The organism is Flavobacterium chilense (assembly GCF_001602525.1).
In the GTDB taxonomy this organism is placed as follows: domain Bacteria; phylum Bacteroidota; class Bacteroidia; order Flavobacteriales; family Flavobacteriaceae; genus Flavobacterium; species Flavobacterium chilense.
Window position 1 is genome coordinate 233378 of record NZ_LSYT01000009.1, and the last position, 22490, is coordinate 255867.

20 protein-coding genes are annotated in these 22490 nt (G+C 34.2%); 8 read left to right on the forward strand and 12 right to left on the reverse strand.

Going from position 1 to position 22490, the window contains the following annotated elements; translation table 11 throughout:
• Position 1 precedes the first annotated feature (1 nt).
• From A4F88_RS20290 to A4F88_RS20335, 10 genes are all read right to left on the reverse strand, one after another.
• The gene (locus tag A4F88_RS20290) at positions 2–1402 is read right to left on the reverse strand and encodes an anthranilate synthase component I family protein (RefSeq protein WP_068844586.1); all 1401 of its coding nucleotides are present in this window, start codon (positions 1400–1402) and stop codon (positions 2–4) included.
• 301 nt (positions 1403–1703) lie between these two features.
• Entirely contained in the window at positions 1704–2984 is a 1281-nt protein-coding gene (locus A4F88_RS20295) for a hypothetical protein (protein ID WP_068844587.1), read from the reverse strand.
• 210 nt (positions 2985–3194) lie between these two features.
• On the reverse strand, positions 3195–3761 hold the full coding sequence (locus A4F88_RS20300) for a YceI family protein (protein ID WP_068844588.1): 567 nt from the start codon (positions 3759–3761) through the stop codon (positions 3195–3197).
• Between the two features lie 30 nt (positions 3762–3791).
• Entirely contained in the window at positions 3792–4424 is a 633-nt protein-coding gene (locus tag A4F88_RS20305) for an NAD(P)H-dependent oxidoreductase (protein WP_068844589.1), read from the reverse strand.
• A gap of 5 nt (positions 4425–4429) precedes the next feature.
• On the reverse strand, positions 4430–4891 hold the full coding sequence (locus tag A4F88_RS20310; protein ID WP_068844590.1) for a MarR family winged helix-turn-helix transcriptional regulator: 462 nt from the start codon (positions 4889–4891) through the stop codon (positions 4430–4432).
• A gap of 332 nt (positions 4892–5223) precedes the next feature.
• A complete protein-coding gene (locus tag A4F88_RS20315) occupies positions 5224–6801 on the reverse strand; it encodes a glycerol-3-phosphate dehydrogenase/oxidase (RefSeq protein WP_068844591.1) in 1578 nt (525 codons plus the stop codon).
• A gap of 311 nt (positions 6802–7112) precedes the next feature.
• Positions 7113–7631 carry a GNAT family N-acetyltransferase gene (locus A4F88_RS20320; RefSeq protein ID WP_068844592.1) on the reverse strand — a complete coding sequence of 173 codons (519 nt, stop codon included), beginning with the start codon at positions 7629–7631 and terminating at the stop codon, positions 7113–7115.
• A 23-nt stretch (positions 7632–7654) separates the two neighbouring features.
• Entirely contained in the window at positions 7655–8134 is a 480-nt protein-coding gene (locus A4F88_RS20325; protein ID WP_068844593.1) for a DUF6691 family protein, read from the reverse strand.
• An 11-nt stretch (positions 8135–8145) separates the two neighbouring features.
• Positions 8146–8709: a YeeE/YedE family protein gene (locus tag A4F88_RS20330; RefSeq protein ID WP_068844594.1), complete on the reverse strand. Its 564-nt coding sequence runs from the start codon at positions 8707–8709 to the stop codon at positions 8146–8148.
• An 89-nt stretch (positions 8710–8798) separates the two neighbouring features.
• Positions 8799–10214 (reverse strand): MBL fold metallo-hydrolase, encoded by a 1416-nt coding sequence (locus A4F88_RS20335; RefSeq protein ID WP_068844595.1) that lies wholly within the window; start codon positions 10212–10214, stop codon positions 8799–8801.
• Positions 10215–10447: 233 nt separating this feature from the next.
• On the opposite strand from A4F88_RS20335, the gene A4F88_RS20340 reads away from it, so the two are divergent.
• The 4 genes from A4F88_RS20340 to A4F88_RS20355 all read left to right on the forward strand — a co-directional run bounded on the left by A4F88_RS20340 (position 10448) and on the right by A4F88_RS20355 (position 14898).
• A complete protein-coding gene (locus A4F88_RS20340) occupies positions 10448–11041 on the forward strand; it encodes an HD domain-containing protein (RefSeq protein ID WP_178368496.1) in 594 nt (197 codons plus the stop codon).
• Positions 11042–11424: 383 nt separating this feature from the next.
• Complete coding sequence (locus A4F88_RS20345) at positions 11425–12771, forward strand: cytochrome ubiquinol oxidase subunit I (RefSeq protein ID WP_068844597.1); 1347 nt, start codon at positions 11425–11427, stop codon at positions 12769–12771.
• A 2-nt stretch (positions 12772–12773) separates the two neighbouring features.
• On the forward strand, positions 12774–13850 hold the full coding sequence (cydB, locus tag A4F88_RS20350; protein ID WP_068844598.1) for a cytochrome d ubiquinol oxidase subunit II: 1077 nt from the start codon (positions 12774–12776) through the stop codon (positions 13848–13850).
• A 595-nt stretch (positions 13851–14445) separates the two neighbouring features.
• Entirely contained in the window at positions 14446–14898 is a 453-nt protein-coding gene (locus A4F88_RS20355) for a GNAT family N-acetyltransferase (protein WP_068844599.1), read from the forward strand.
• Between the two features lie 138 nt (positions 14899–15036).
• Here A4F88_RS20355 and A4F88_RS20360 read toward each other — a convergent pair whose 3' ends face one another.
• Positions 15037–15822 carry a sulfite exporter TauE/SafE family protein gene (locus A4F88_RS20360; protein ID WP_068844600.1) on the reverse strand — a complete coding sequence of 262 codons (786 nt, stop codon included), beginning with the start codon at positions 15820–15822 and terminating at the stop codon, positions 15037–15039.
• 210 nt (positions 15823–16032) lie between these two features.
• A complete protein-coding gene (locus tag A4F88_RS20365) occupies positions 16033–16674 on the reverse strand; it encodes a Crp/Fnr family transcriptional regulator (protein ID WP_068844601.1) in 642 nt (213 codons plus the stop codon).
• A 399-nt stretch (positions 16675–17073) separates the two neighbouring features.
• Between A4F88_RS20365 and A4F88_RS20370 the strand changes: the two genes are divergently transcribed.
• The 4 genes from A4F88_RS20370 (at position 17074) to A4F88_RS20385 (ending at position 22490) form a co-directional block, all read left to right on the forward strand.
• On the forward strand, positions 17074–17385 hold the full coding sequence (locus A4F88_RS20370) for a rhodanese-like domain-containing protein (RefSeq protein WP_068844602.1): 312 nt from the start codon (positions 17074–17076) through the stop codon (positions 17383–17385).
• Between the two features lie 76 nt (positions 17386–17461).
• A complete protein-coding gene (locus A4F88_RS20375) occupies positions 17462–19042 on the forward strand; it encodes an NADP-dependent glyceraldehyde-3-phosphate dehydrogenase (RefSeq protein ID WP_068844603.1) in 1581 nt (526 codons plus the stop codon).
• Positions 19043–19255: 213 nt separating this feature from the next.
• A complete protein-coding gene (locus A4F88_RS20380; protein WP_068844604.1) occupies positions 19256–21127 on the forward strand; it encodes a M1 family metallopeptidase in 1872 nt (623 codons plus the stop codon).
• A gap of 97 nt (positions 21128–21224) precedes the next feature.
• Entirely contained in the window at positions 21225–22490 is a 1266-nt protein-coding gene (locus A4F88_RS20385; protein ID WP_209442835.1) for an alpha/beta hydrolase-fold protein, read from the forward strand.

Here is a 22490-nt window from a genome sequence, read left to right on the forward strand (position 1 = left end):
TCTAAATTTTCTCCGCCATTTCAAGCGCTGTATTCAATGCCCTTAATTTGTTGTAGACTTCCTGCATTTCGCTTTCTTCATCAGAATTTGCTACGATTCCGGCTCCGGCCTGACAATGTAATTGATGATTTTTACTCAGGAAAGTTCGGATCATAATGGCGTGATTAAAATTGCCTTCGAAATCCATGAAACCTATTGCGCCACCGTAGAAATTACGATTTGTTTTTTCGTAATCTTCAATCAATTGCATCGCTCTGTGTTTTGGTGCTCCGCTTAAAGTTCCAGCCGGGAAAGTGTCGGCAACTACTTGCATAGTCGTAGCTTTTTCATGTAAATGTCCGGTAACTTTAGAAACCAAGTGAATCACATGCGAGAAAAACTGAACTTCTCTGTATTTTTCTACATTTACATCATGACCATTTCGGCTTAAATCATTTCTGGCTAAATCGACTAACATAACGTGCTCGCTGTTTTCTTTTTTATCTTCAGAAAGTTCTTTGGCTAAAAGCGCATCTCGCTCATCATTTCCGGTTCTTTTGAAAGTTCCTGCGATTGGGTGAATTTCGGCTTTTCTGTTTTTTACGATAATTTGAGCTTCGGGCGAAGACCCAAATATTTTGAAATCTCCATAATCAAAAAAGAATAGGTAAGGAGATGGATTAATGCTTCTTAAAGCACGATAAACGTTGAATTCATCTCCTTTAAATCCTTGTGTAAAACGACGTGATAACACCAATTGAAAAACGTCTCCGCGGAAACAGTGTTTTTTAGCCAGAGCTACATTGTGTTTAAATTCATCATCGGTTAAGTTAGAGAAGCCTTCACCTTCTTTGGTAAATTTGTATGAAGCAATATTTCTGGATTGTAATAGTTGTTCGATTTCGACAATATTATTTTTTCCGTCTACGCTGTGGCAAAAAATGTAAGCTTCATTTTTAAAGTGATTGATAGCGATGATGTTTTGATAAACAGCATAAAAAACATCCGGAATCAAAGTAGCAGTATCTTTTTTGGCAATCGAAACTTTTTCAAAATAACGAACAGCATCGTAAGAAATGTATCCAAACAAGCCATTATTAATAAACTTAAAATCATTTTTTTCTGATTGAAACTGGCTTGAAAATTCCTGGATTACTTCCGGAATATTAGTAGATGAATCAATTGAAATTTGTTCTGTTGTTCCGTCAGGGAAAGTTTTTGAAATCGTTTCGTTTTCGATTTTAATCGTTGCAATCGGATTGCAGCAAATATAAGAGAAGCTGTTGTCATTGCCATGATAATCACTACTTTCAAGTAATAAACTATTTGGAAATTTATCTCTGATTTTAAAATAAATACTTACCGGCGTAATTGTATCTGCCAGGATTTGTTTGTAATGTGTGTTGAGTATAAAAGGTTTCAAAGTATGTTGTTTTTTAGTTTTTTAATATATTTTTCTACTTAAGTTTCGGCCAAAAAAAAAGGCTTGTCGTGATGACAAGCCTTTTATATTTTATAGTTTTACAATACCATAGGAAGCTTTGTTCACGACGTTTGACGTAAATTCTTCCACCACCAAGTATTGTTCATTATTGTTTTCATATCTTATTTTGATGTGACAAATATATAAATGTAATTTGAATTAGAATACATAAATTTCAAAAAAAATCTTTTCTAAATTTTAAAATTTGTTAAATTTTAAACTCTAAATGTAATTTAAGTGCTTAATTTCCAATAGCAATAGTATTGTTTGCATTTACTCTAAAATCCGGATTTCCTTTGATGTTTGGAGTTGTAAACAGCTCTGTATTTTTAATTTTTGTGTATTCTAATCCGGATCCCGGGATATTATAATACGCCTGAATGGCTGTATTTCCACTTGCTGATTCACTTGTAATACCGCCATTACAATTGTTAACGGTTACATTCTTGAAAGTCATTTTTGAAAGGTTTGCTTCTCCGTTTCCAATGTTTCCTTCTAAAAGTACAAAAGGAGAGAAACCAGAAACAATACTATTGTTTAGATTAAAAAAGGTGTTTTCTCTAACATAAATAGATTCTCTTACAAGTCCCTGATTGTTCTCTTCTAAATTAACCAAAGTAATGTTGTTGGCATTGATTTTAGTCATTTTTTTGCTCATGTCTGTATTTTGAATTTTGTCATATGAGTCGACTTCAAAACATCTTGACCCTGAAATATCTGATGAAAATGGATGACGAATTGCAATACTGTTACTGATATTGATTTGAGCACCTTGTGTAAAATCAAAGTCATCATCTGTGGTTCTGTAGGAAACAAGGTTGCTCATGTTTAAATCTCCTCCATAACATTCAAAAGAGTCATCATTTGAGAAGCTGATCTGGATATTACTTAAAGTTGTTTTTCTGCCAATACCTGCTAGAGAAAGTCCGTTAAGTTCTTTATCAGAACTTAGTTTTCTACCGGCAAATTCTATTCTCACATATTTTAAAATACCTGAATTGTCTTCGGCATCTGTACCACCATAATGATTTAAACCTGGTTCCAGATTAAACGGAAGCGTATGAACTCCTCCAAGAGAGTTAATAGGTGCTTTTCCTAAAAGAATTATACCGCCCCAATCTCCTGGTTTTCTGTCTGATTTCTCTTTGTTCGAAGTAAAAATAATAGGATCTGTTTCTAAACCTTCGGCCATTATTTTTGAGCCATTTGCTACAACAAGTGTACCGCAGGTTTTATCGTCACCTCTTATTACAGTTCCAGGTTCGATAGTCAAAACAGCATTGTTTGTAACATAAACAATGCCAACTAATTGATAGATATTACGTTTAAATAATTTTGTGTCTTTGTCGATTGTTCCGGCAATTATGTTGGTAGCTTCACTGTATTCTGTATTGGCAGGTTTAAAATTGGTCCAGTTGTTCATCCAGTTGGTGTTACCAATAATTCCTTTTGTTTGTTGTTGGGCTTGTATGAATAGAGTGCTAAGAAGTGTAATAATGGCAATTTGTACTTTTGTTTTCATAACTATAATTTTGATTTCTAGTTTTGTTTTTTTAATTAGTCCAAAATTAGAAGCCGAATGTTAATCAAAGTCTTATATGTTATTACGAAAGTGTTATGCCAATATTAAGGATGTTATTTTTTTGAGAATATGTAAAAAGAAACCCCAATAGTTGTAGAACTATTGGGGTTTTTCTTATAGATTTAAATAAATGCTGTAAATCTTAAAATATTAGAATTTTAGCGCTACAGTTAATTCGAAATCATCATTGATAGTTTTGTCTCCTAAGTTTTCGAAGAAATTACCAGAGTTGTATTTGATATCGTATTTAGTTCTGTCAACTTTGAAAGCAGTTGTAGCAGTGTTTCCAGCTACAGTGATGTCAAAAGTTACTGGTTTAGTAATTCCTTTGATAGTTAAATCAGCAGTTACTGTGTAAACATCAGTTGCTTTAGCTCCAATAGTTTTGAAAACTAATTTTGCAGTTGGGAATTTGTCAGTTCCAAAGAAATCTGCAGATTTCAAGTGACCGTTTAATTTTCCTTGGTATTCTCCAGTTAAATCTGTAGCAGTTAATGAAGTCATATCAACAGTGAATGAACCACCAGTTAATTTTTTTCCTTTGAAAACTAAAGCTCCGTCTTTAAAGTTTACAGTTCCAGAGTGCTCTCCAGTTACTTTTTTACCTAACCATTTGATAGTAGATGCTTTTGCGTCGATTTTTTTAGTTTGTGCGTTTACTGAAACGCTCGCTACTGCTACGAATAATGCTAATGCAATTGTTTTTAAATTTTTCATGTTGTAAAATTGATTTTGGATTAATAATAATTATATAGTGATAAATAATTCTTCGTGAGATTTTCTAACTTTTTTGTAATGCTGAGTATCGTCTTCAGTATGTCTGTAACCAACAGTTGCAATAACTGAAGCGTTTAAACCTAATTTGTCGAAACCTAAGATTTCATTAAATGCAGCAGCATTAAATCCTTCCATTGGAGTTGCATCGATTTTTAATTCAGCTGCAGCCGCCAATAAAGTTCCTAAAGCAATATAAGTTTGTTTTGCTGTCCAGATGTTTTTCGCATCTTGAGATAAGTTAGCAATAGTACCTTTCATCATATCAGCAAATCCAGCCAAAGCATCAGCAGGAACACCTCTTGTTTCGCTAATATTTTTGATGTAAGCGTCTACAGATTCTGCTCCGGCATTTAAGTCGTTAGCAAAAATGAAAATTTGAGAAGCGTCAGTAATTTGAGTCTGACCATAAGCAGCAGCTTTTAATTGCTCTCTAATTTCAGGATTTTCTACGATAACAACTTTATAAGGTTGTAAACCGTATGAAGAAGCAGCTAATCTAACAGCTTCTTTTAAAGTATTTAAATCTGCATCAGATATTTTTTTTGCTGCATCAAACTTTTTTGTTGCATATCTCCAATTTAGATTGTCTAATAATGTGCTCATAAATATTAATTTTGTTGGGTTCGGTATTTTTCTAATAATTTATTTAATAATTCTAATTCTTCAGGACTTATATTCTCAGCAAATGCGCGTTCATGCTCATCTACCTTCGGGTCTAATTCTTTTAATACATCTAATCCCTTTTGAGTGATTAAAACTTCGATTTTACGTCTGTTGCCGGGACAAACATTTCGGGTAACAAAATCCTTTAGCAGCAATTTGTCTACCAATCGGGTTGTGTTGCTTGTTTTTGCCAGCATACGTTCCTGTATTACACACATATTAGCAGGATTTCCTTTTTGTCCTCTTAATATACGTAACACATTATATTGCTCTCCGGATAAATCATACGGTTTTATCAACTCGTTAAAATGATCCTGAATCACGTTTTGCGTGTACATGATATTCAGAATAACTTTTTTCGCATTATCCATCTTAACTGTACTTTTTATAACCTCTTCAATTGTCATAGTCGTAAGTGTATAATTTGTATATACAAATGTATATCTTTTAATAGTTGTATATACAAATGTGATGTTAATTTTTTGTTAATTGAAATGCAGTGAGATGAAATGTAAGCAAATATTAAGGTAAAAATACTATATTTTTGGATGTAAAATATTGATTAATTGATATTTAACGATTCTTTAAAATAGCGTTTAACTTCCTTAGAAAATCAAAGCTTTCATGAGGATATAGCAGAGATATATAGAACATATACCACTTTAAATAGTCATTTTTAAAGTAAATACGATAGAATTTAAGATGAAAACAAGTTTAAAATGCCTTGTAGTAAGTTTGTTTATTGAAATTCAGGCAAAAGAAATCCTTTGGCTATTTTTCTAAAATTTAAAATTTCTTTATGAACCCATGTTTCATTATGCCCCAGTTCTTTGGCAAGTAATCGGGCTACTTTTTCTGAAGACTGAATAGCAGCTCTGGCATCTAAGAACAATAACCGAACGCGTCTGGCTAGAATATCATCTACAGTTCTGGCCATTTCATGTCGAATTGCCCAAACGACTTCGGCCATTGTAAATTCATGATCAGGATGGACTTTTTCTTTTAATTCAGGATTAGTTTGTTGTAGTTTCAGTATTTCAGGAATATCTGAACCATAGATATATAAATGATTTTCTCTGTCTAAATTAGTAGTAGCTTTATTGCCATGAATAGCAAGATGTTCCGTAATGCAGGGTTTGTTAACAAGCTTACCGGTTTTAATCGCTTTGTTTATAATGTCCTCGGCAATTTTTCTGTAAGTTGTCCATTTTCCTCCTGTAATGGTAATTAAGCCGGTTTCTGAAACAATAATTTTATGGCTTCTGGAAACTTCTTTAGTGCTTTTTCCTTCTTCTTTAGGTGCAGCCAAAGGGCGTAAACCTGCAAAAACAGATAAAACATCAGCTCTGGCAGGTTTTTTGGCTAAAAAACGCTGAGCATTTTCCATTACAAATTCGACTTCACTTTCTAAAGCAACAGGTTCCAGACTATGTTTCTTTATTAAGGTATCGGTCGTACCAACCACAATTCGGTTATGCCAGGGTACAGCAAATAAAACACGTCCATCACTTGTTTTAGGAATCATTAAAGCATGATCTCCCGGTAAAAAAGATTTGTCAAACACAAGATGAATTCCCTGACTCGGAACAATATATTTTTTATAAACTCTATCGTTCAGTTTCATGATAGCATTTGTAAAAACTCCGGTAGCATTAATGACAACAGAACCTTTTAAAATATATTTATTACCCGTTTCATGATCTTGTACCTCAACACCAATAATCTGGTTTTTATCATCTTTTAATAAATGAACCACTTTCATGTAATTTAATAAGCAAGCTCCTTTTTCTACCGCTGTCTGAGCAATATTAATAGCCAAACGCGAGTCATCAAATTGTCCGTCATGATAAATAACACCACTTTTTAAACCATTTTCTTCTACATTTGGAAGCATTTCGATAGTTTTTTTCTTCGAAATATATTCTGAACGCCCCAAACTTAAACTGCCAGCCAATATATCATAGACTTTTAATCCGATAGTATAAAAAGAACCGCCCCACCAATTGTAGTTTGGAATCACAAAAGATTGATTTTTGACCAAGTGACCTGCATTTTTTGCCATAAGTCCTCGTTCTTTTAAGGCTTCTCTCACTAAATGAATGTCACCTTGTTCTAAATAGCGTACACCACCATGAACTAATTTTGTGCTTCTGCTTGAAGTTCCTTTTGCAAAATCAACGGCTTCGACTAAAATGGTTTTATATCCTCGACTTGCAGCATCAAGAGCAGTTCCTAAACCGCTTGCACCGCCACCTATTATAATTACATCCCATTTTTCGGTATTTTGTAATCTGAATAACTGTTCTGAATGGTTCATATAATCTACGGCTTTTATAGGACTTATTTGTTTTAAACAAACTTAACGAAACCAAATTAGATTTAGATGAAGAACTTTTAGCTTTGTTAAAATTTTCAATTAGAAAATATACTTTTCAAAATTATCAGAGCGTGCCACCATCCTGATAAGAGGGCAAAATTACTGTGCGCATATACGCCCTCTTATCAGGATGCTGTCGGGCTTTCGCTGCTACTTCGGTAGCTTAGCTCTATCCCTTACGCAGGCAAACCAAATAAAAACCCGACAGTCTTAAGGACCTGTCGGGTTTTTATAATCTTGAAATTCGATATTTAAATTAACTTTTTTTCGAATGCTTTTCGTGCTGATCCTCTAAAAAAGACTTCACCACAATATGTATATTTTAATCGGTCTAAAATTTTTAGCATTGGAGTATTGTCAAAGTTGGTATCTACCTTTATACTTTGAATGTTATTTTCGAGACTTAAGCCTTCGATGCTTTCAAATAGTTTTGTGGCAATGCCTTTTCCTTTTGCCAATTTTGAAACTGCTACACGATGTACAACAGTATAATCGCCATTGGTTAACCATTTGCCTTCGATATTTTCGTAAGCAGGTTCTTTGTCAAAAATAATAGCAGCATACGCCAGAATCGATTCGTTTTCTGTAAACACATAGCCATAGCCATTTTCAATGTCTTTTTCAATCGAAAGTTCATTTGGGTATCCGTCCTGCCATTGCGTGCTTCCGTCTTGTCGTCTTTGTTCAATAGCATCCTGGAGGATTTCCCATATAACAGGTATTTCAGAAATAGCTGCTTTTCTTAATAGTAGTTGTTCTGTTAAGCTCATTTTCTAGGTCTAAATAAAAGGAATTAGTGAGGCAGTTTATCTTTGATCAAACCATAAAACCAGGTTCCGGCAATGGCACTTAATAACGTAACAACAATTACGGTTGCACCAGTACCAATCTGAGCAAATAACGGACCCGGACATGCTCCTGTAATGGCCCAGCCAAAACCGAACATTAATCCGCCATAAATTTGTCCTTTGCTGAATGTTTTAGGCTGAATTTCTATTTTTTCGCCTTGTAGTGTTTTGATGTTGAATTTTTTAATGATAAAAACAGATACTACGCCAACAGTAACTGCACTACCAATTACACCATACATAAAGAAAGATTGCAGGTGAAACATTTCCTGAATACGAAACCAGCTAATGATTTCGGCTTTTACGAATACAATTCCAAAAAGAATTCCAACTACAAGATATTTTAAGTTTGAGAATCCTGAATCTTTAATTTGGCTTCCGTTGGTCCCTTCAGTGTCTGTATTTTTATTTTCTAAATTGCTCATTTTTGAAATTTTTAAAGTGAAAGAATATAAGGTAAAATCAAAAGAGACATTACAAAACCGCCAATCATAAAGCAGATTGTTGCCACCAGTGATGGCCATTGTAAGTTTGAAATTCCCATAATCGCATGTCCGCTTGTACATCCGCCAGCATAACGCGTTCCAAAACCAACTAAAAATCCGCCAACTACAATCATGATGAATCCGCGAAGTGTTAATAAACTTTCCCAGGAGAAAAGCTGTGCCGGAACTAAACCTGAGTGATCTGTAATTCCGTAACCTGCCAATTGTGCTGAAAGTTCAGGAGTTATTTCAATGGGATTTGGATTAGACAAGAAAGAAGCAGCGATAACGCCACCAAGGAAAATTCCGAAAACAAAGAATAAATTCCAGCTTTCTTTTTTCCAGTCGTATTTAAAAAATGAAATATTCGCCGGAATACAAGCCGCACAAATATGTCGCAACGAAGAACTTATCCCGAAAGATTTATTTCCGATAATTAATAAAATAGGAACAGTTAATCCAATCAAAGGGCCTGAAACATACCAAGGCCAAGGTTCTTTAATAATTTCTAACATTTTTTTTAGATTCAAAGGTTCAAAGGGGCAGAGGTTCAAAGGCAAAAACTTTGTCGCTTTGCACCTTTGCATCTCTGTACCTTAAAAATTTATTTCAATACTTTACTTTGACAAACGAAATCAGATTTTGGAATTTCAGTTTTTGAGATCGCTCCAAAACCGCCTTCAATTTCACTAAAGTTTCTAAAACCGCGAGCCTGCAAAATCGAAGCTGCAATTATACTGCGATATCCACCGGCACAATGTAAGTAAAAATGCTCATTTGGCGCAATATCTTTTACCCAGTCATTGATAAAAGCCAGCGGTTTGTTATACGCATCGTCAATATGTTCTGCGCTGTATTCGGTTTCTTTACGAATATCGATTACTTTATCTTCTTTAGCTTTAAATTCGGTTGCGAATTGTTCTGCCGAAATTCGGTTTACCGTATCAATTTCAAAACCGGCTTTTTCCCAGGCTTCAAAACCACCTTCAAGGTGTCCGATAATAGAGTCAAAACCTACACGGCTTAAACGCGTTACAGTTTCTTCTTCAAGACCAACTTCGGTTACCAATATAATAGGTTGTTTTACATCGCCAATCAAAGTTCCTACCCAAGGAGCAAAATCACCATTGATTCCGATATTAATAGATTGCGGAATAAATCCTTTTGCAAAGTCACCACTTTTTCGGGTATCGAGGATTAATGCTTCGGTTTCTTCGGCAACAGCCTCAAAATCTTTTACATCAATCGCTTTCATTCCGTTATGTAAAACGGATTCAAAACTTTCGTAACCTTGTTTGTTCATGGCAACATTCATACTGAAATAGGCTGGAGGAGGCAATAATCCGTCAGTAACTTCGGTAATAAATTCCGCTTCGGTCATAGTCGCGCGCAAAGCATAGTTTGTTGCTTTTTGATTCCCAATAGTCGAAACAGTTTCTTTACTCATGTTTTTTCCACAGGCACTTCCGGCACCATGTGCTGGATAAACGATTACATCATCGGCCAGAGTCATAATTTTATCTCTCAATGAATGATATAAAATTCCGGCTAATTGATCCTGCGTCATTCCTGCTGCTTTTTGAGCAAGATCCGGACGACCAACATCTCCTATAAATAAAGTATCTCCGGAAAAAATAGCATGATCTTTTCCATTCTCGTCAATTAGTAAGTAAGTCGTGCTTTCCATGGTATGTCCCGGAGTATGCAACGCTTTAATTGTAATATTTCCAATTTTAAATTCTTGTCCGTCTTTGGCAGAAATGCAATCAAATTCGCAGGCTGCATTTGGTCCGTAAACTATAGGTGCCTGAGTTTCTTTGCTTAAATCGATATGACCTGAAACAAAATCAGCGTGAAAATGCGTTTCAAAAATATATTTCAGTTTCACCTCATCGCGTTCCAAACGATCTAAGTAAGGCTGGATCTCACGAAGCGGATCGATAATAGCAGCTTCTCCGTTTGAAGTAATATAGTATGCACCTTGCGCAAGACAGCCGGTGTAAATTTGTTCTATTTTCATGACATGTGTTGTAAAAATGATGGGTTACAAAGGTAACTTTGTTTTCTCTTAAAATAGGTGACTAATGTTACAGAAATTTGATTTTTGTGTAAAAAAAGGAATTTCACAGTATAAGTGATATAAGTTCATTTTAGCTCTACTAAAATTACGGATTGTTTTAAATGAACTTATACTACTTAATATGGTAGAAAAAATAAATCTACGTAATTTTACAACTAACAAAAATTATGGATATGGACACAGCAGATTTATTAAATCAGATCGCTTTTATAAAAGAAATTGACAAAGTAAAATACATTCAAAGAAAAACGAAGCTGTTTAATAGTGACCGAAATGAAAATGATGCGGAACATTCCTGGCATCTTGCACTAATGGCAATTGTTTTGGCAGAACATTCTAATGAGCCAATTGATGTATTGAAAGTGGTAAAAATGGTTTTGATACATGATATTGTAGAAATCGATGCCGGAGATATTTTTTTATACGACTCACAAAAAAATCATGATAATACCGATGAGGAACGACTGGCTGCCAACCGCATTTTTGGTTTGCTTCCGGAGAAACAGGCTGAAGATTTAATATTAGTTTGGGAAGAATTTGAAGCTGGAGAAACTAATGAAGCAAAGTTTGCCAGATCGATGGACAGGCTTGAACCTTTATTGCAAAACACATCTAATAATGGCGGAACATGGAAAGAGTTTGGTGTGAGTTATAATAAGGTTCACGAAAAAAAGAGTGTTATAAAAGAAGGTTCAACAACTTTGTGGAATTACGCTGAAGGATTAATAAATGAAAGTGTCGAAAAAGGAATTTTGAAAAAAGATTAAATTTAACCATATAAGTGATATAAGTACATTTTAGTTTTGCACATTTTATAACACCGAGTGAAGTCGAAGTCTTGTTAGCAGATTCAAAATTTAGACAAATGCTTTGCTCAGTATGAGAAATAAGAATCTAAAATAATATAAAAGTAAAAGAGACTTTTAACTTTCTATGATTGTAGAAAATGAAAATTTCTGCATTAACATATTTTACAATTTCTACTAAAGCTGAACTTATAATTTCTGATATCACTTATAGGACAGAAAAAAATAAATGTTTTAAAAACACTAAAAAGTTTAACAAATATCAGGCGATAAACTTTTTTTAAAGGCAGGAATTTCGGGTTTTAATGGGTAAATTTGTGGGACTTCATAAATAAAATACCGCTATGGAAGAAATGCTCTTTTATGACCGAATGCAATTTGCCTTCACCATTACCTTTCACTATCTCTTTCCGCAACTTACAATGGGTCTTTCGCTGATCATTGTTTACTTCAAATGGAAATACCTCAAAACAAAAAACGAACAATACAATCACGCGACTCATTTCTGGATGAAAATCTTCGCTCTGAATTTTGCAATGGGCGTTGTAACCGGAATTCCGATGGAGTTTCAGTTTGGAACCAACTGGGCAAAATTCTCTGAGTTAACCGGAGGAATTATTGGGCAAACTCTTGCTATGGAAGGCATGTTCTCCTTTTTCTTAGAATCATCCTTTCTGGGGATCTTTTTATTTGGAGAAAAACTCATTGGACATAAATGGCATTTTGTAACCGGATTATTAATTTGTCTGGGTTCCTGGGCAAGTGGTTATTTGATTATAGCTACACATTCCTGGATGCAAAATCCTGTAGGATATGAAATATTAGAAAACGGAAAATTTGTTCTCACGAATTTCAAAGCTTTGTTTCTTAATCCTTGGTTATGGCCTTCATATTTGCACAACCAGGCTGCATCTTTGGTTACCAGTTCTTTTGTGGTTTCCGGAATAGGGGCTTTTTATATTTTGAGTAAAAAGAATGTTTCTTTTGGAAGATTATTTCTTAAAACCGGAGTGGTCTTTGGATTGATTTCGAGTCTGATCGTGGCAGTTCCAACAGGAGATTTACTGGCTAAAAACGTTGTGAAATACCAACCCGTAACTTTTGCCGCAATGGAAGGGATTTTTCATACCGAAAAAGAAGGTTCCGAAATTGTTTTAATTGGACAACCCGATGTAAAAGATAAAAAGCTGGATAATAAAATCGCTGTTCCCAATATCCTGAGTTTCCTGACTTACGGAAGCTGGCATGAAGAAATTAAAGGTCTGGATCAGTTCGAAGAAGATCTTCATCCAACCAATATTTCGGGATTATATTACGCTTACCATATTATGGTAGGACTTGGTACCTTATTTATTGGTTTGATGGCTTTTGCTGTTTTTCAATTAATCCGAAAGAAATTATTCGAAACCAAATGGGTTTTATGGTCTTTGATGTTCATGATGCCATTTCCGTATATCGCTAATACTACAGGCTGGTATACGGCAGAATTAGGAAGACAACCCTGGCTGGTTTATAATTTATTACGAACTGCCGAAGGTGCTTCGCCAACCGTTTCATCCGGAAACACCTTATTTACTTTATTGGGTTTTATAGGATTGTATCTTTTACTAGGAATGTTGTTTTTGCTTTTGGTTGGAAAAATCATCAATAAAGGACCTCATAATGTTGAACTCAATTCAGAAAAAATATAGCTATGGAATTTTTTTGGTACGTTGTTTTAATGGGAATTCTGGCCGTTTATATTGTATTAGACGGTTACGATTTTGGAGCAGGAATTATTCATTTATTTCTGGCTAAAGAAGAAAAAGATAAAAAAGCAATTACAAGCGCAATTGGCCCGTTTTGGGATGCTAATGAAGTTTGGATTATTGCTGCCGGAGGTGTGTTGTTTTTTGCTTTTCCTACTTTGTATGCTTCATCTTTTAGCGGATTTTATTTGCCTTTAATCATGATTTTATGGCTGTTGATTTTCCGTGCAATTGGTTTAGAAATGCGTGGACAGGTACATCACCCAATGTGGGAATCGATTTGGGATAAAGCTTTTGGAATCGCCAGTTTGCTTTTGGCCTTGTTCTTCGGGATTGCTTTGGGAAATATCGTTCGCGGGGTTAATCTCGGAATGGTAACCAACGGTGTTTCGACACAGGAAGCTCATTTTTTCTTTTTGCCTTTATGGAATCCAACTTTTAGTCCGCAGGCAAATGAATTGGGGATTATTGATTGGTTTACGCTTTTTCTGGGTATTGTAAGTGTTGTCGCTTTAACGATTCACGGAGCCAATTGGATTATTTTTAAAACCAACTCGTCTTTGAATACAAAACTTAAAGATCTGGTTTTCAAACTCAATATTGTTTTATTGGTTCTGGTTATTATTTCGTTGCAAATCTGGCATTTTATTGAACCTCAGCCGTTTCATAATTTTATTGCAAATCCAATTCTTTGGTTTTTTCCTGTAATGACTTTTGTTGGAATTGTAGGTTTATTTAAAGTTCGTTCATATCAAAAAGACGGTATGGGATTTTTATTCTCGACTTTGTTTCTTGTTGGAGGATTTGCTTCGACAGCCGTTTCGATTTTTCCAAATGTTTTACCTTCGACTAATAATGTTAATCCGTCATTGACCATTTACAACACCGCCGCTCATGAATATGGATTAAATGCCGGATTAAGTTGGTTTTTTATTGCTTTGTTTTTGGTTATTGTTTACTTTATCATTCAGTATCGCGTTTTTAGCGGGAAAATGGATGAGGTTGGATATGGGGAACATTGATTGTTTTATAGCCACGAATTACACAAATTTTTACGAATTAATTATATGACTAGCCGCTGGTTTTAACCAGCGGTTTTTTTATTTGAAGCCTTAATGGTTTTAGCCAGAATGAGTATATTGGGTTAAAGAAGGCGGCAATTTTAATAGTATGAATTTGAAACAATAAGTGTTCAAAACGAGCTCTGAAAGAGCCTTAGAAATAGCATGGTGCGAAGCACTATGAATGAAAAACGATTGTTAGCTTAGGCCCTGTAAGGGCGAAAGCCTAACCATAAAGGAAATATTCACTATAGTTTATATGTTGTTTCTGGATTCTTAAAGATGTTTGTATTGTCATTTTGCTTTTGCCCTTTCAGGGCGATATTCATTGTTGATTTAATTCGTAGTGCGATGCACTACGCTATTGTTTTTGTGGCTTTCAGCCTAATTATTAAAGATTTTGAAAATTATATAGAGCTGTTGGTTTTAACCAGCATTTTTTTTATGGTGTAATAGATTTAGTCAAAACACTGGATGATCTTGTTTTGTGTAAACTGGACTATAACTGAGCTTTTACTTTATGATACTTTCGCTTTTTTAATTAAAATTTTAACTAATGGATTACAACATCAAAAAAGCAAGTATTGAAGATCTTAACGAAACAGCAGAACTTTTTAATCTATATCGCGTTTTTTACCGTCAGGAATCTGATGTCGAAAAAGGCAAAGCATTTCTGAAAGAACGATTACTAAACAATGAATCAGATATTTTTTTAGCAATTGTGAACAGAAAGGCTGTTGGGTTTGTGCAATTGTACAAATTATTTCATTATACCAAATTGCAAAAACAATGGCTGTTAAGTGATCTTTTTGTACATCCTGATTACCGTGGAAAAGGATTATCTGTAGCATTAATTGATCGTAGCAAACAATGGTGCATAGAAACAAATGCCTGTGGTTTAATGCTGGAAACAGAAAAAACAAATGACATAGGAAATCAGTTATATCCGCGTTGTGGATTTGAATATGACGGATTACATAACTATTATCATTGGTGGGCTAGTAAATAAATATCGTAAAACATAATTGATTTAATCCCACAGAAACTGATAGTTTTATCTTTGTCGAAGTTCAAAACTTCGACAAAGATTACTCTACAAATAAAAAGAACTAAATTAAAATTTTATAAAAAAATGTGTGAAACTGCCTTATAACAAAACTTCTTTTGTAATAATATAAAATCCCATTACGAGAACAAACCAGCCAAAAAGAGGTTTTAGTTTTGTGCCGTCGATTTTTTTAGAAAGCTGACTTCCAATTAACATTCCGAGAAGTGCCATTCCTGAAACGCCTAATAAAAAAGTATAATTTATGGGGGTTCCAATGTATAAATCGCCACCAAAACCTATTGAGGAATTAATTGTAATAATCAATAATGAAGTTCCAACGGCTTGTTTCATTGGTAAATTGGCAAAAAAGAGCAGGGCAGGAATAATTAAAAATCCTCCGCCGGCACCCAAAAAACCGGTTATAATTCCAACGGCAAAGCCTATTACACTTAATTGAATATAATTCGTTTCGGTTGCTTGTATTTCGGGTTTGTTTTTTTTGATCATGGATATTGCTGCCGTAATCATCAAAACAGAAAAGATAATCATAATCAGAAAATCTTTGGATACGGAATACGAAGCTATAGAAAATAGCGTAGAAGCAATTTGCGGAAAAATAACCTCACGAATAATCAAAATAGAAATTACAGAGGGAATCGCAAAATACAACGCCGATTTTAGTTTAAGATTTCCCATTTTGTAATGGCTGTAACTTCCGAACAAAGCAGTTAATCCTACAATAAATAAAGAATAAGACGTTGCTTGCTCCGGATTTACCTTAAATAAATACACCAAAATTGGAATAGTAAGTATCGATCCGCCACCGCCAATTAAGCCCAGTGAGATTCCAATAATGATTGAAGCAAAATACCCTAAATATTCCATTACAGTTGTTTTTGCAAAGGTGCTTCGTTAAAAAGAAATCTACAGTAACATTTATCACATAAGTATTATTAAACACGAATTTCACTAATTAAAACGAAGTTTTTTATTTTTCAACCGTTATGATAGTAAGATAATTAAGTTTAGTTCCTTGACTCTTAACTACTTTAATATCTTAATGATAAAATTGATTTGATATACAGTGAATTTGTGCTAATTAGTGAAATTTGTGCTTAGTAATTCAATCTGATTGCGGTTGAGTTTAACCAAACCTCTTTGTTCCATTTTTTTGAGTAATCTCGAAATTACTTCTCTTGAAGTATTTAATTCGGATGCAATTTCCTGATGCGATAAATTAACTTCAGAACAGCCACAAGCATCAGAATGTCTTTTTAGGTAAAATTCCAAACGCTCATCCATAGAACGAAAAGCGATGTTGTCAACAACTTCCAAAACTTCTTCAAAACGGCTTCTGTAAGTTTCGATTACAAATTCGTACCAGGTTCTGTGTTCCATCATCCATTTGTCCATCATTTGTAACGGAATCATCATGACAGTAACATCTTCGACTACTTTTGCCATGATCTGGCTTTTTTCGCTTTTGGCTGTACAAATCATCGAAATAGCACAGGCTTGTCCGGGTTGCAGGTAATACATTAAAAATTCACCTCCATCTTCGCCTTCACGATAGATTTTGATTTTTCCTTTGGTAATTAAAACGGTGTTTTTAATGTACTGCCCGGTTCGCATTAAAATGGTTCCGGCTTCAAAATCCTGAAGACTCCCATTTTCTTCAATGGTTGCAATAAGTTCACTGGAGAAATTAGGAAAGGTGGTTTTTAATGAATTTTGCATTTGAGAGATTTAAAATAGAAATAACTTTAACCATTAAGATATTAAGTTTCATTAAGCTTAATTTATCTTCGTTTCTTAATAGTTCAAAATAAAAAACTTCACTGTTTTTCTCTTGTTAGTTTTATGAAAAAGAGATTAAAACATATAATTTTATACAAAGATAGCAGATTGAAATGGTATAAATTGTGAGAAAACTATATTTAAGATGAATTTTGTGTAAATGAAAAAATCCTATTTTCCATCGAGTTTATAGAGTATATTTTTAAAAATAGTGAGTAAATTTGTCATTCACTGATTATAATCCTTTCTCTAAAACGTTTTCTGAGAATAATAATCGAAATCGCATTTGGTACGTTTTTAATTAATAGAAACGTCGTAATTTTACAAAAAACACACATTATGAATTTATCACAAGAAGATTGGGTTGCTCAACTTGCTGCTGACGAGAATGCAGTAATACTTGACGTAAGAACCGCAGACGAATTTAATGACGGCTATATCGAGAATGCTGTAAATATCGACATTAATAAAGGTCAGGGGTTTATTTATGAAATCGAAGAATTAGATAAAAACAAAAATTATTATGTGTATTGCCGTTCTGGAGCCAGAAGCGCAAAAGCATGTCAGATCATGAATGAATTAGGTATTAATAATGCCTATAACCTGCTTGGCGGAATCCTGGATTGGGAAGGTGAAACTGTAAATCCATAAGAAAGAAAAAGAGGCACGAAAAGCCTCTTTTTCTTTTTAAAATGCTATTAATAACCAAACTATAAATTACCAGATTATGAGTTTAATACCCGAAGAATTTCAGATTAAAAACCTTATAAATCAAGATACCTATCTTGTAAATGGCGAATTAAAACAATGGACAGGGCAAACCACACCTGTGTTTTCTACCATTTCATCTACAGAAAAATATACACCAACTTTATTAGGATCGATTCCGTTTATGGCAGAAAAAGAAGCTGCCGAAGTTGTTGAAGCTGCAAATGCGGCCTATAATAAAGGACAAGGTTTATGGCCAACCATGAAAGTGGTAGACCGTATAAAATGTATGGAGAACTTTGTTCGACAAATGAAAGAAACCCGCGAAGAAGTAGTGAAGCTTTTGATGTGGGAAATTGGGAAAAACCTTGGCGATTCGCAAAAAGAATTTGACAGAACAGTTGAATATATTTATGATACTATTGCCAGTTATAAAGAATTAAACGGACGCAGTTCGCATTTTGAAAAAGTACAGGGAGTGAACGCAATGATTCGTCGTGGACCTCTTGGAGTGGTTTTGTGTCTGGGGCCATACAACTATCCTTTAAATGAAACTTTCTCCTTACTGATTCCGGCTTTGATTATGGGAAATACTGTAATTTTTAAACCTGCAAAACATGGTGTTTTATGTATTTCGCCATTGTTGGAAGCATTTAGAAGCAGTTTCCCAAAAGGAGTTATTAATATTGTATACGGAAGAGGCCGCGAAGTAGCTTCTCCAATTATGAAATCCGGAAAAATTGATGTTTTGGCATTAATTGGAAACAGTAAATCGGCAATTGCCTTGCAGGATCAGCATCCAAATAAAAACAGACTGCGTTTGATTTTAGGTTTAGAAGCTAAAAATCCCGCGATTATTTTACCGGATGCAGACTTAGATCTGGCCATTCAGGAATGTATTACAGGAACTTTGTCTTTTAACGGACAACGTTGTACAGCCCTGAAAGTTTTATATATACATGAATCTATTGTAGAAGAATTCAACAAACGTTTTTCTGAAAAAGTAGACAGCTTAGGATTTGGAAATCCATGGGAAAAAGGTGCTTCACTAACACCACTTCCGGAATCAGAAAAACCAGCTTATATACAAGGATTAATTGATGACGCAACTGCTAAAGGAGCAAAGATATTAAACGAAAAAGGCGGAAAGCATACAGACAATTATATTTTCCCGGCCGTATTATATCCGGTAAATAAAAATATGCGTGTTTATCATGAAGAACAATTTGGACCTGTAGTGCCAATTATTGCTTTTAAAGATATTAACGAACCGCTTGATGATATGGCAGAGTCTAACTACGGACAACAGGTAAGTTTGTTTGGAAAAGATATTAAAACCCTGGCACCACTTATTGATGCTTTGGTAAATCTGGTTTGCAGAGTAAACCTAAACAGTTCTTGCCAAAGAGGTCCGGATGCATTTCCGTTTACAGGCCGTAAAGACTCTGCAGTAGGAACCTTAAGTATTCCTGATGCCTTACGTTCTTTCTCCATTCGTACGTTTGTAGCTTCAAAAGATATCGATTATAATAATGAAATTTTGCAGGAATTGCTCAACAGCAAAGAATCAAATTTTATTAATACCGATTATATTTTGTAGCGATCAGGGTTATATATTAATTGTAGATGCCGTCTTTTTTCTTTTGAAATCAGACGGTTTTTATTTTTTTAGAGGTTCTAAGGTTCTGAGCGACTAAGATTCTGGTTTTTTTGAAAGTAACGGAATAAATTTTTTAATCATTCTTGTAACAAAAAGTTAGAGAAATCCACTAATATTATAACAAATATTGAACAACCAAAACAGAACCACTTTATGAAAAAAAAATCGATACAATTTGTGCTTATAACATTTTTGTTTATAGCACAGAATAGCTTTTCTCAGGAACTTTATATGCCAAGAAATATAAAGGAAGCATACGCTAAAGGTACTCGCTCGACAGATGGAAAACCGGGGAAGAATTACTGGCAAAATCATGGAAAATATGCCATGGAAATTGCGGTAGACTCAAAAACAAAGCTGGTAAGTGGTACAGAAACTATTGTTTATGAAAATAATAGCAATGATACTTTAAGAAACCTTGTCATTAGGTTTGTAAATAATCTGCATAAACCGTCTGCACCAAGAAGCGGAAATGTAAGTGAAGATTTTTTGAGTGCCGGATTAACCATTACCTCATTAAAAATTAATGATGATGTTTACAAAGAAGATGCTAAAAACTGGGGAACGGTAGGAAATGTAAAAATGAACAAACCGCTTCTTCCGCATTCAAAAATTACAATTAACATTGATTGGAATTATCCTTTGTCTAAAGAGAGTGGAAGAGAAGGGCAAATCGATGAAACTACTTTTTTTGTAGCTTACAGTTATCCGCGTGTTTCAGTTTTTGATGATTATAATGGATGGGACAGATTGCCACATACAGATCGTCAGGAATTTTATAATGATTTTAATGACTATACTTTTTCAGTAAAAGCCCCTAAAAATTATGTTGTTTATGCAACAGGTGATTTACTAAATCCTGATGAAGTGCTGCAACCGGAATTTTCGGCACGTTTGAAAAAATCATATACAACAGATGAAATCCTGCATATCGCCAACGAAAAAGAATTGAAAGCCGGAATTGTGACCAAGCAAAACGAGTGGAATGTCTGGAAATTTGAAGCAAAGAATATTTCAGATGTATGTTTTGGATTAAGCGATCATTATTTGTGGGATGCCAGCAGCGTTTTGGTTGATAAAAAAACAAATCGTCGGGCAAGTGTTCAGGCGGCTTATGATATAAAAGGAACTGATTTTGTAAACTCAGTAAAAAACAATCAGTATGCATTAGATTTCTTTTCGAACAATTGGCCTGGAGTTCCGTATCCGTTTTCAAAAATGACCGCTTTTCAGGGTTTTGCTGACATGGAATATCCAATGATGTGTAACGATTCTCAAATGGGAGATCCTGTTTTTGCACAATTAGTTCAGGATCATGAAGTAGCTCATACGTATTTTCCTTTTTATATGGGAATCAACGAAACACGTTATGCTTTTATGGACGAAGGCTGGGCAACTACTTTTGAATATTTAATTGGAATTGCTGAACACGGAAAAGAAGCTGCTGATAAATTTTATAAAGATTTCAGAGTGAAAGGTTATATAAACGACAGGTCAACAGAAGAAGATCAGCCCATCATTTCGATGTCGACTCAGGTTTCGGGTGCGGGATATGGAAATAACTCATACGGAAAAGCATCTCTTTCTTATCTTGCTTTAAAAGATTTGCTTGGCGATGAATTGTTTAAAAAATCATTGCATGCTTATATGGACAACTGGAATGGTAAGCATCCAATTCCGTGGGATTATTTTAACTCGATCAATACAGCTTCAGGAAAAAATCTGAACTGGTTTTTTAATAACTGGTTTTTTACCAACAATTATATTGATCTCTCTATAAAAAGTGTTAGCAATAATACAGTTTCGTTAGAGAATCTGGGTGGTTTTGCAATTCCGTTTGATGTTATAATAACTTATGCGGATAATACAACCGAAACAGTTCATCAAACTCCGGCTGTGTGGCAAACCAATCAAAAAGATGCTGTAGTTGCCTTAAAGAATAAAAAACAAATTAAGCAGGTAAGAGTTGACGGAGGTATTTTTATGGATGCTACTCCGGGAAATAATACCTGGATGGCTAAATAATAAATCTATAAACCGTTTTTCCTGAAATAAGAAAGACGGTTTTTTTTAGGCGAAGTAATATATTCTTATTTGTAAGAGAAATAAATTAAAACCAATTATGATAAATAGCTACGAGAATATTTTTAGTAAGCAAGTAATGCTATTAAGCTTTTTTGTGTTGCTTACCAATTTTACATTTGCACAGGATAAAAACAAAATCGAGATAGGAACTATTGATAGTATTTCTTCTAAAATTTTAAATGATAAAAGAAAAATATGGATACACTTACCTAAAAGTGCACTAAACACAGGCTCTTCAAAACAAAAATATCCGGTTGTTTATTTGCTTGATGGCGATGGTCATTTTAGTTCGGTTGTTGGTATAATTGAAGAATTGAGTGAAGTAAACGGCAATACAAATTGCCCTGAAATGATCGTTGTGGGAATTACTAATACAAATCGAAACAGGGATTTAACTCCAACTCATTCTGATATTGATTTACCATTTGCACCCCAAAATATAAGCGAACAATCCGGTGGAGGAGAAAATTTCGCAGCGTTTCTGGAAAAAGAATTAATTCCGTATATCGATAGTAAATATCCAACAACACCTTATAAAACTTTAATTGGCCATTCTTTTGGAGGTTTAACGACCATAAATATCCTGACAAACCATACACATTTATTCAACTCGTATGTTGCAATCGATCCGAGTATGTGGTGGGATCATCAAAAATTTTTAGCCGAAACGATAAAGAAATTAACCAATAAAAATTTAGCAAATGTTTCTCTGTTTATGGGAGCTGCAAATACTATGGATGATACTATGAGTATTGTAAAAGTGAGAAAAGATACCAGCGTTTTTACAAAACATATTAGATCTATTCTCGATTTGAATGATTTTCTAAGTAAGAATAAAAAGAGCAATCTTAATTACGGATACAAATATTATAACGATGATAATCATGGGTCTGTGCCTTTGATTGCCTCTTATGATGCTATTCGTTTTATCTTTCAATTCAATCAGTTAAAACTGTCTATACAAGATCAGATTAATTTTAATAGAGCTGTTTTTACTAAAATCGAAAAGCATTTTGAGAACGTTTCAAAACATTTAGGATATACAGTACAAGTACCGGAAAATATGGTAAACGGTTATGGATATCAATCTCTTGGAAAAAAAGATATGGATCTGGCGGGTTATTTATTTAAACTTAATGTAACTAATTATCCTCAAAGTCCTAATGTGTATGATTCGCTTGGAGATTTTTATCAGGCGAGCGGAGATAAACAAAATGCTATTTTAAATTACGAAAAAGCACTTACCTTAGATAAAAACTTTGCCGAAACAAAACCGAAATTAGATAAGCTCTTAAATAAATAA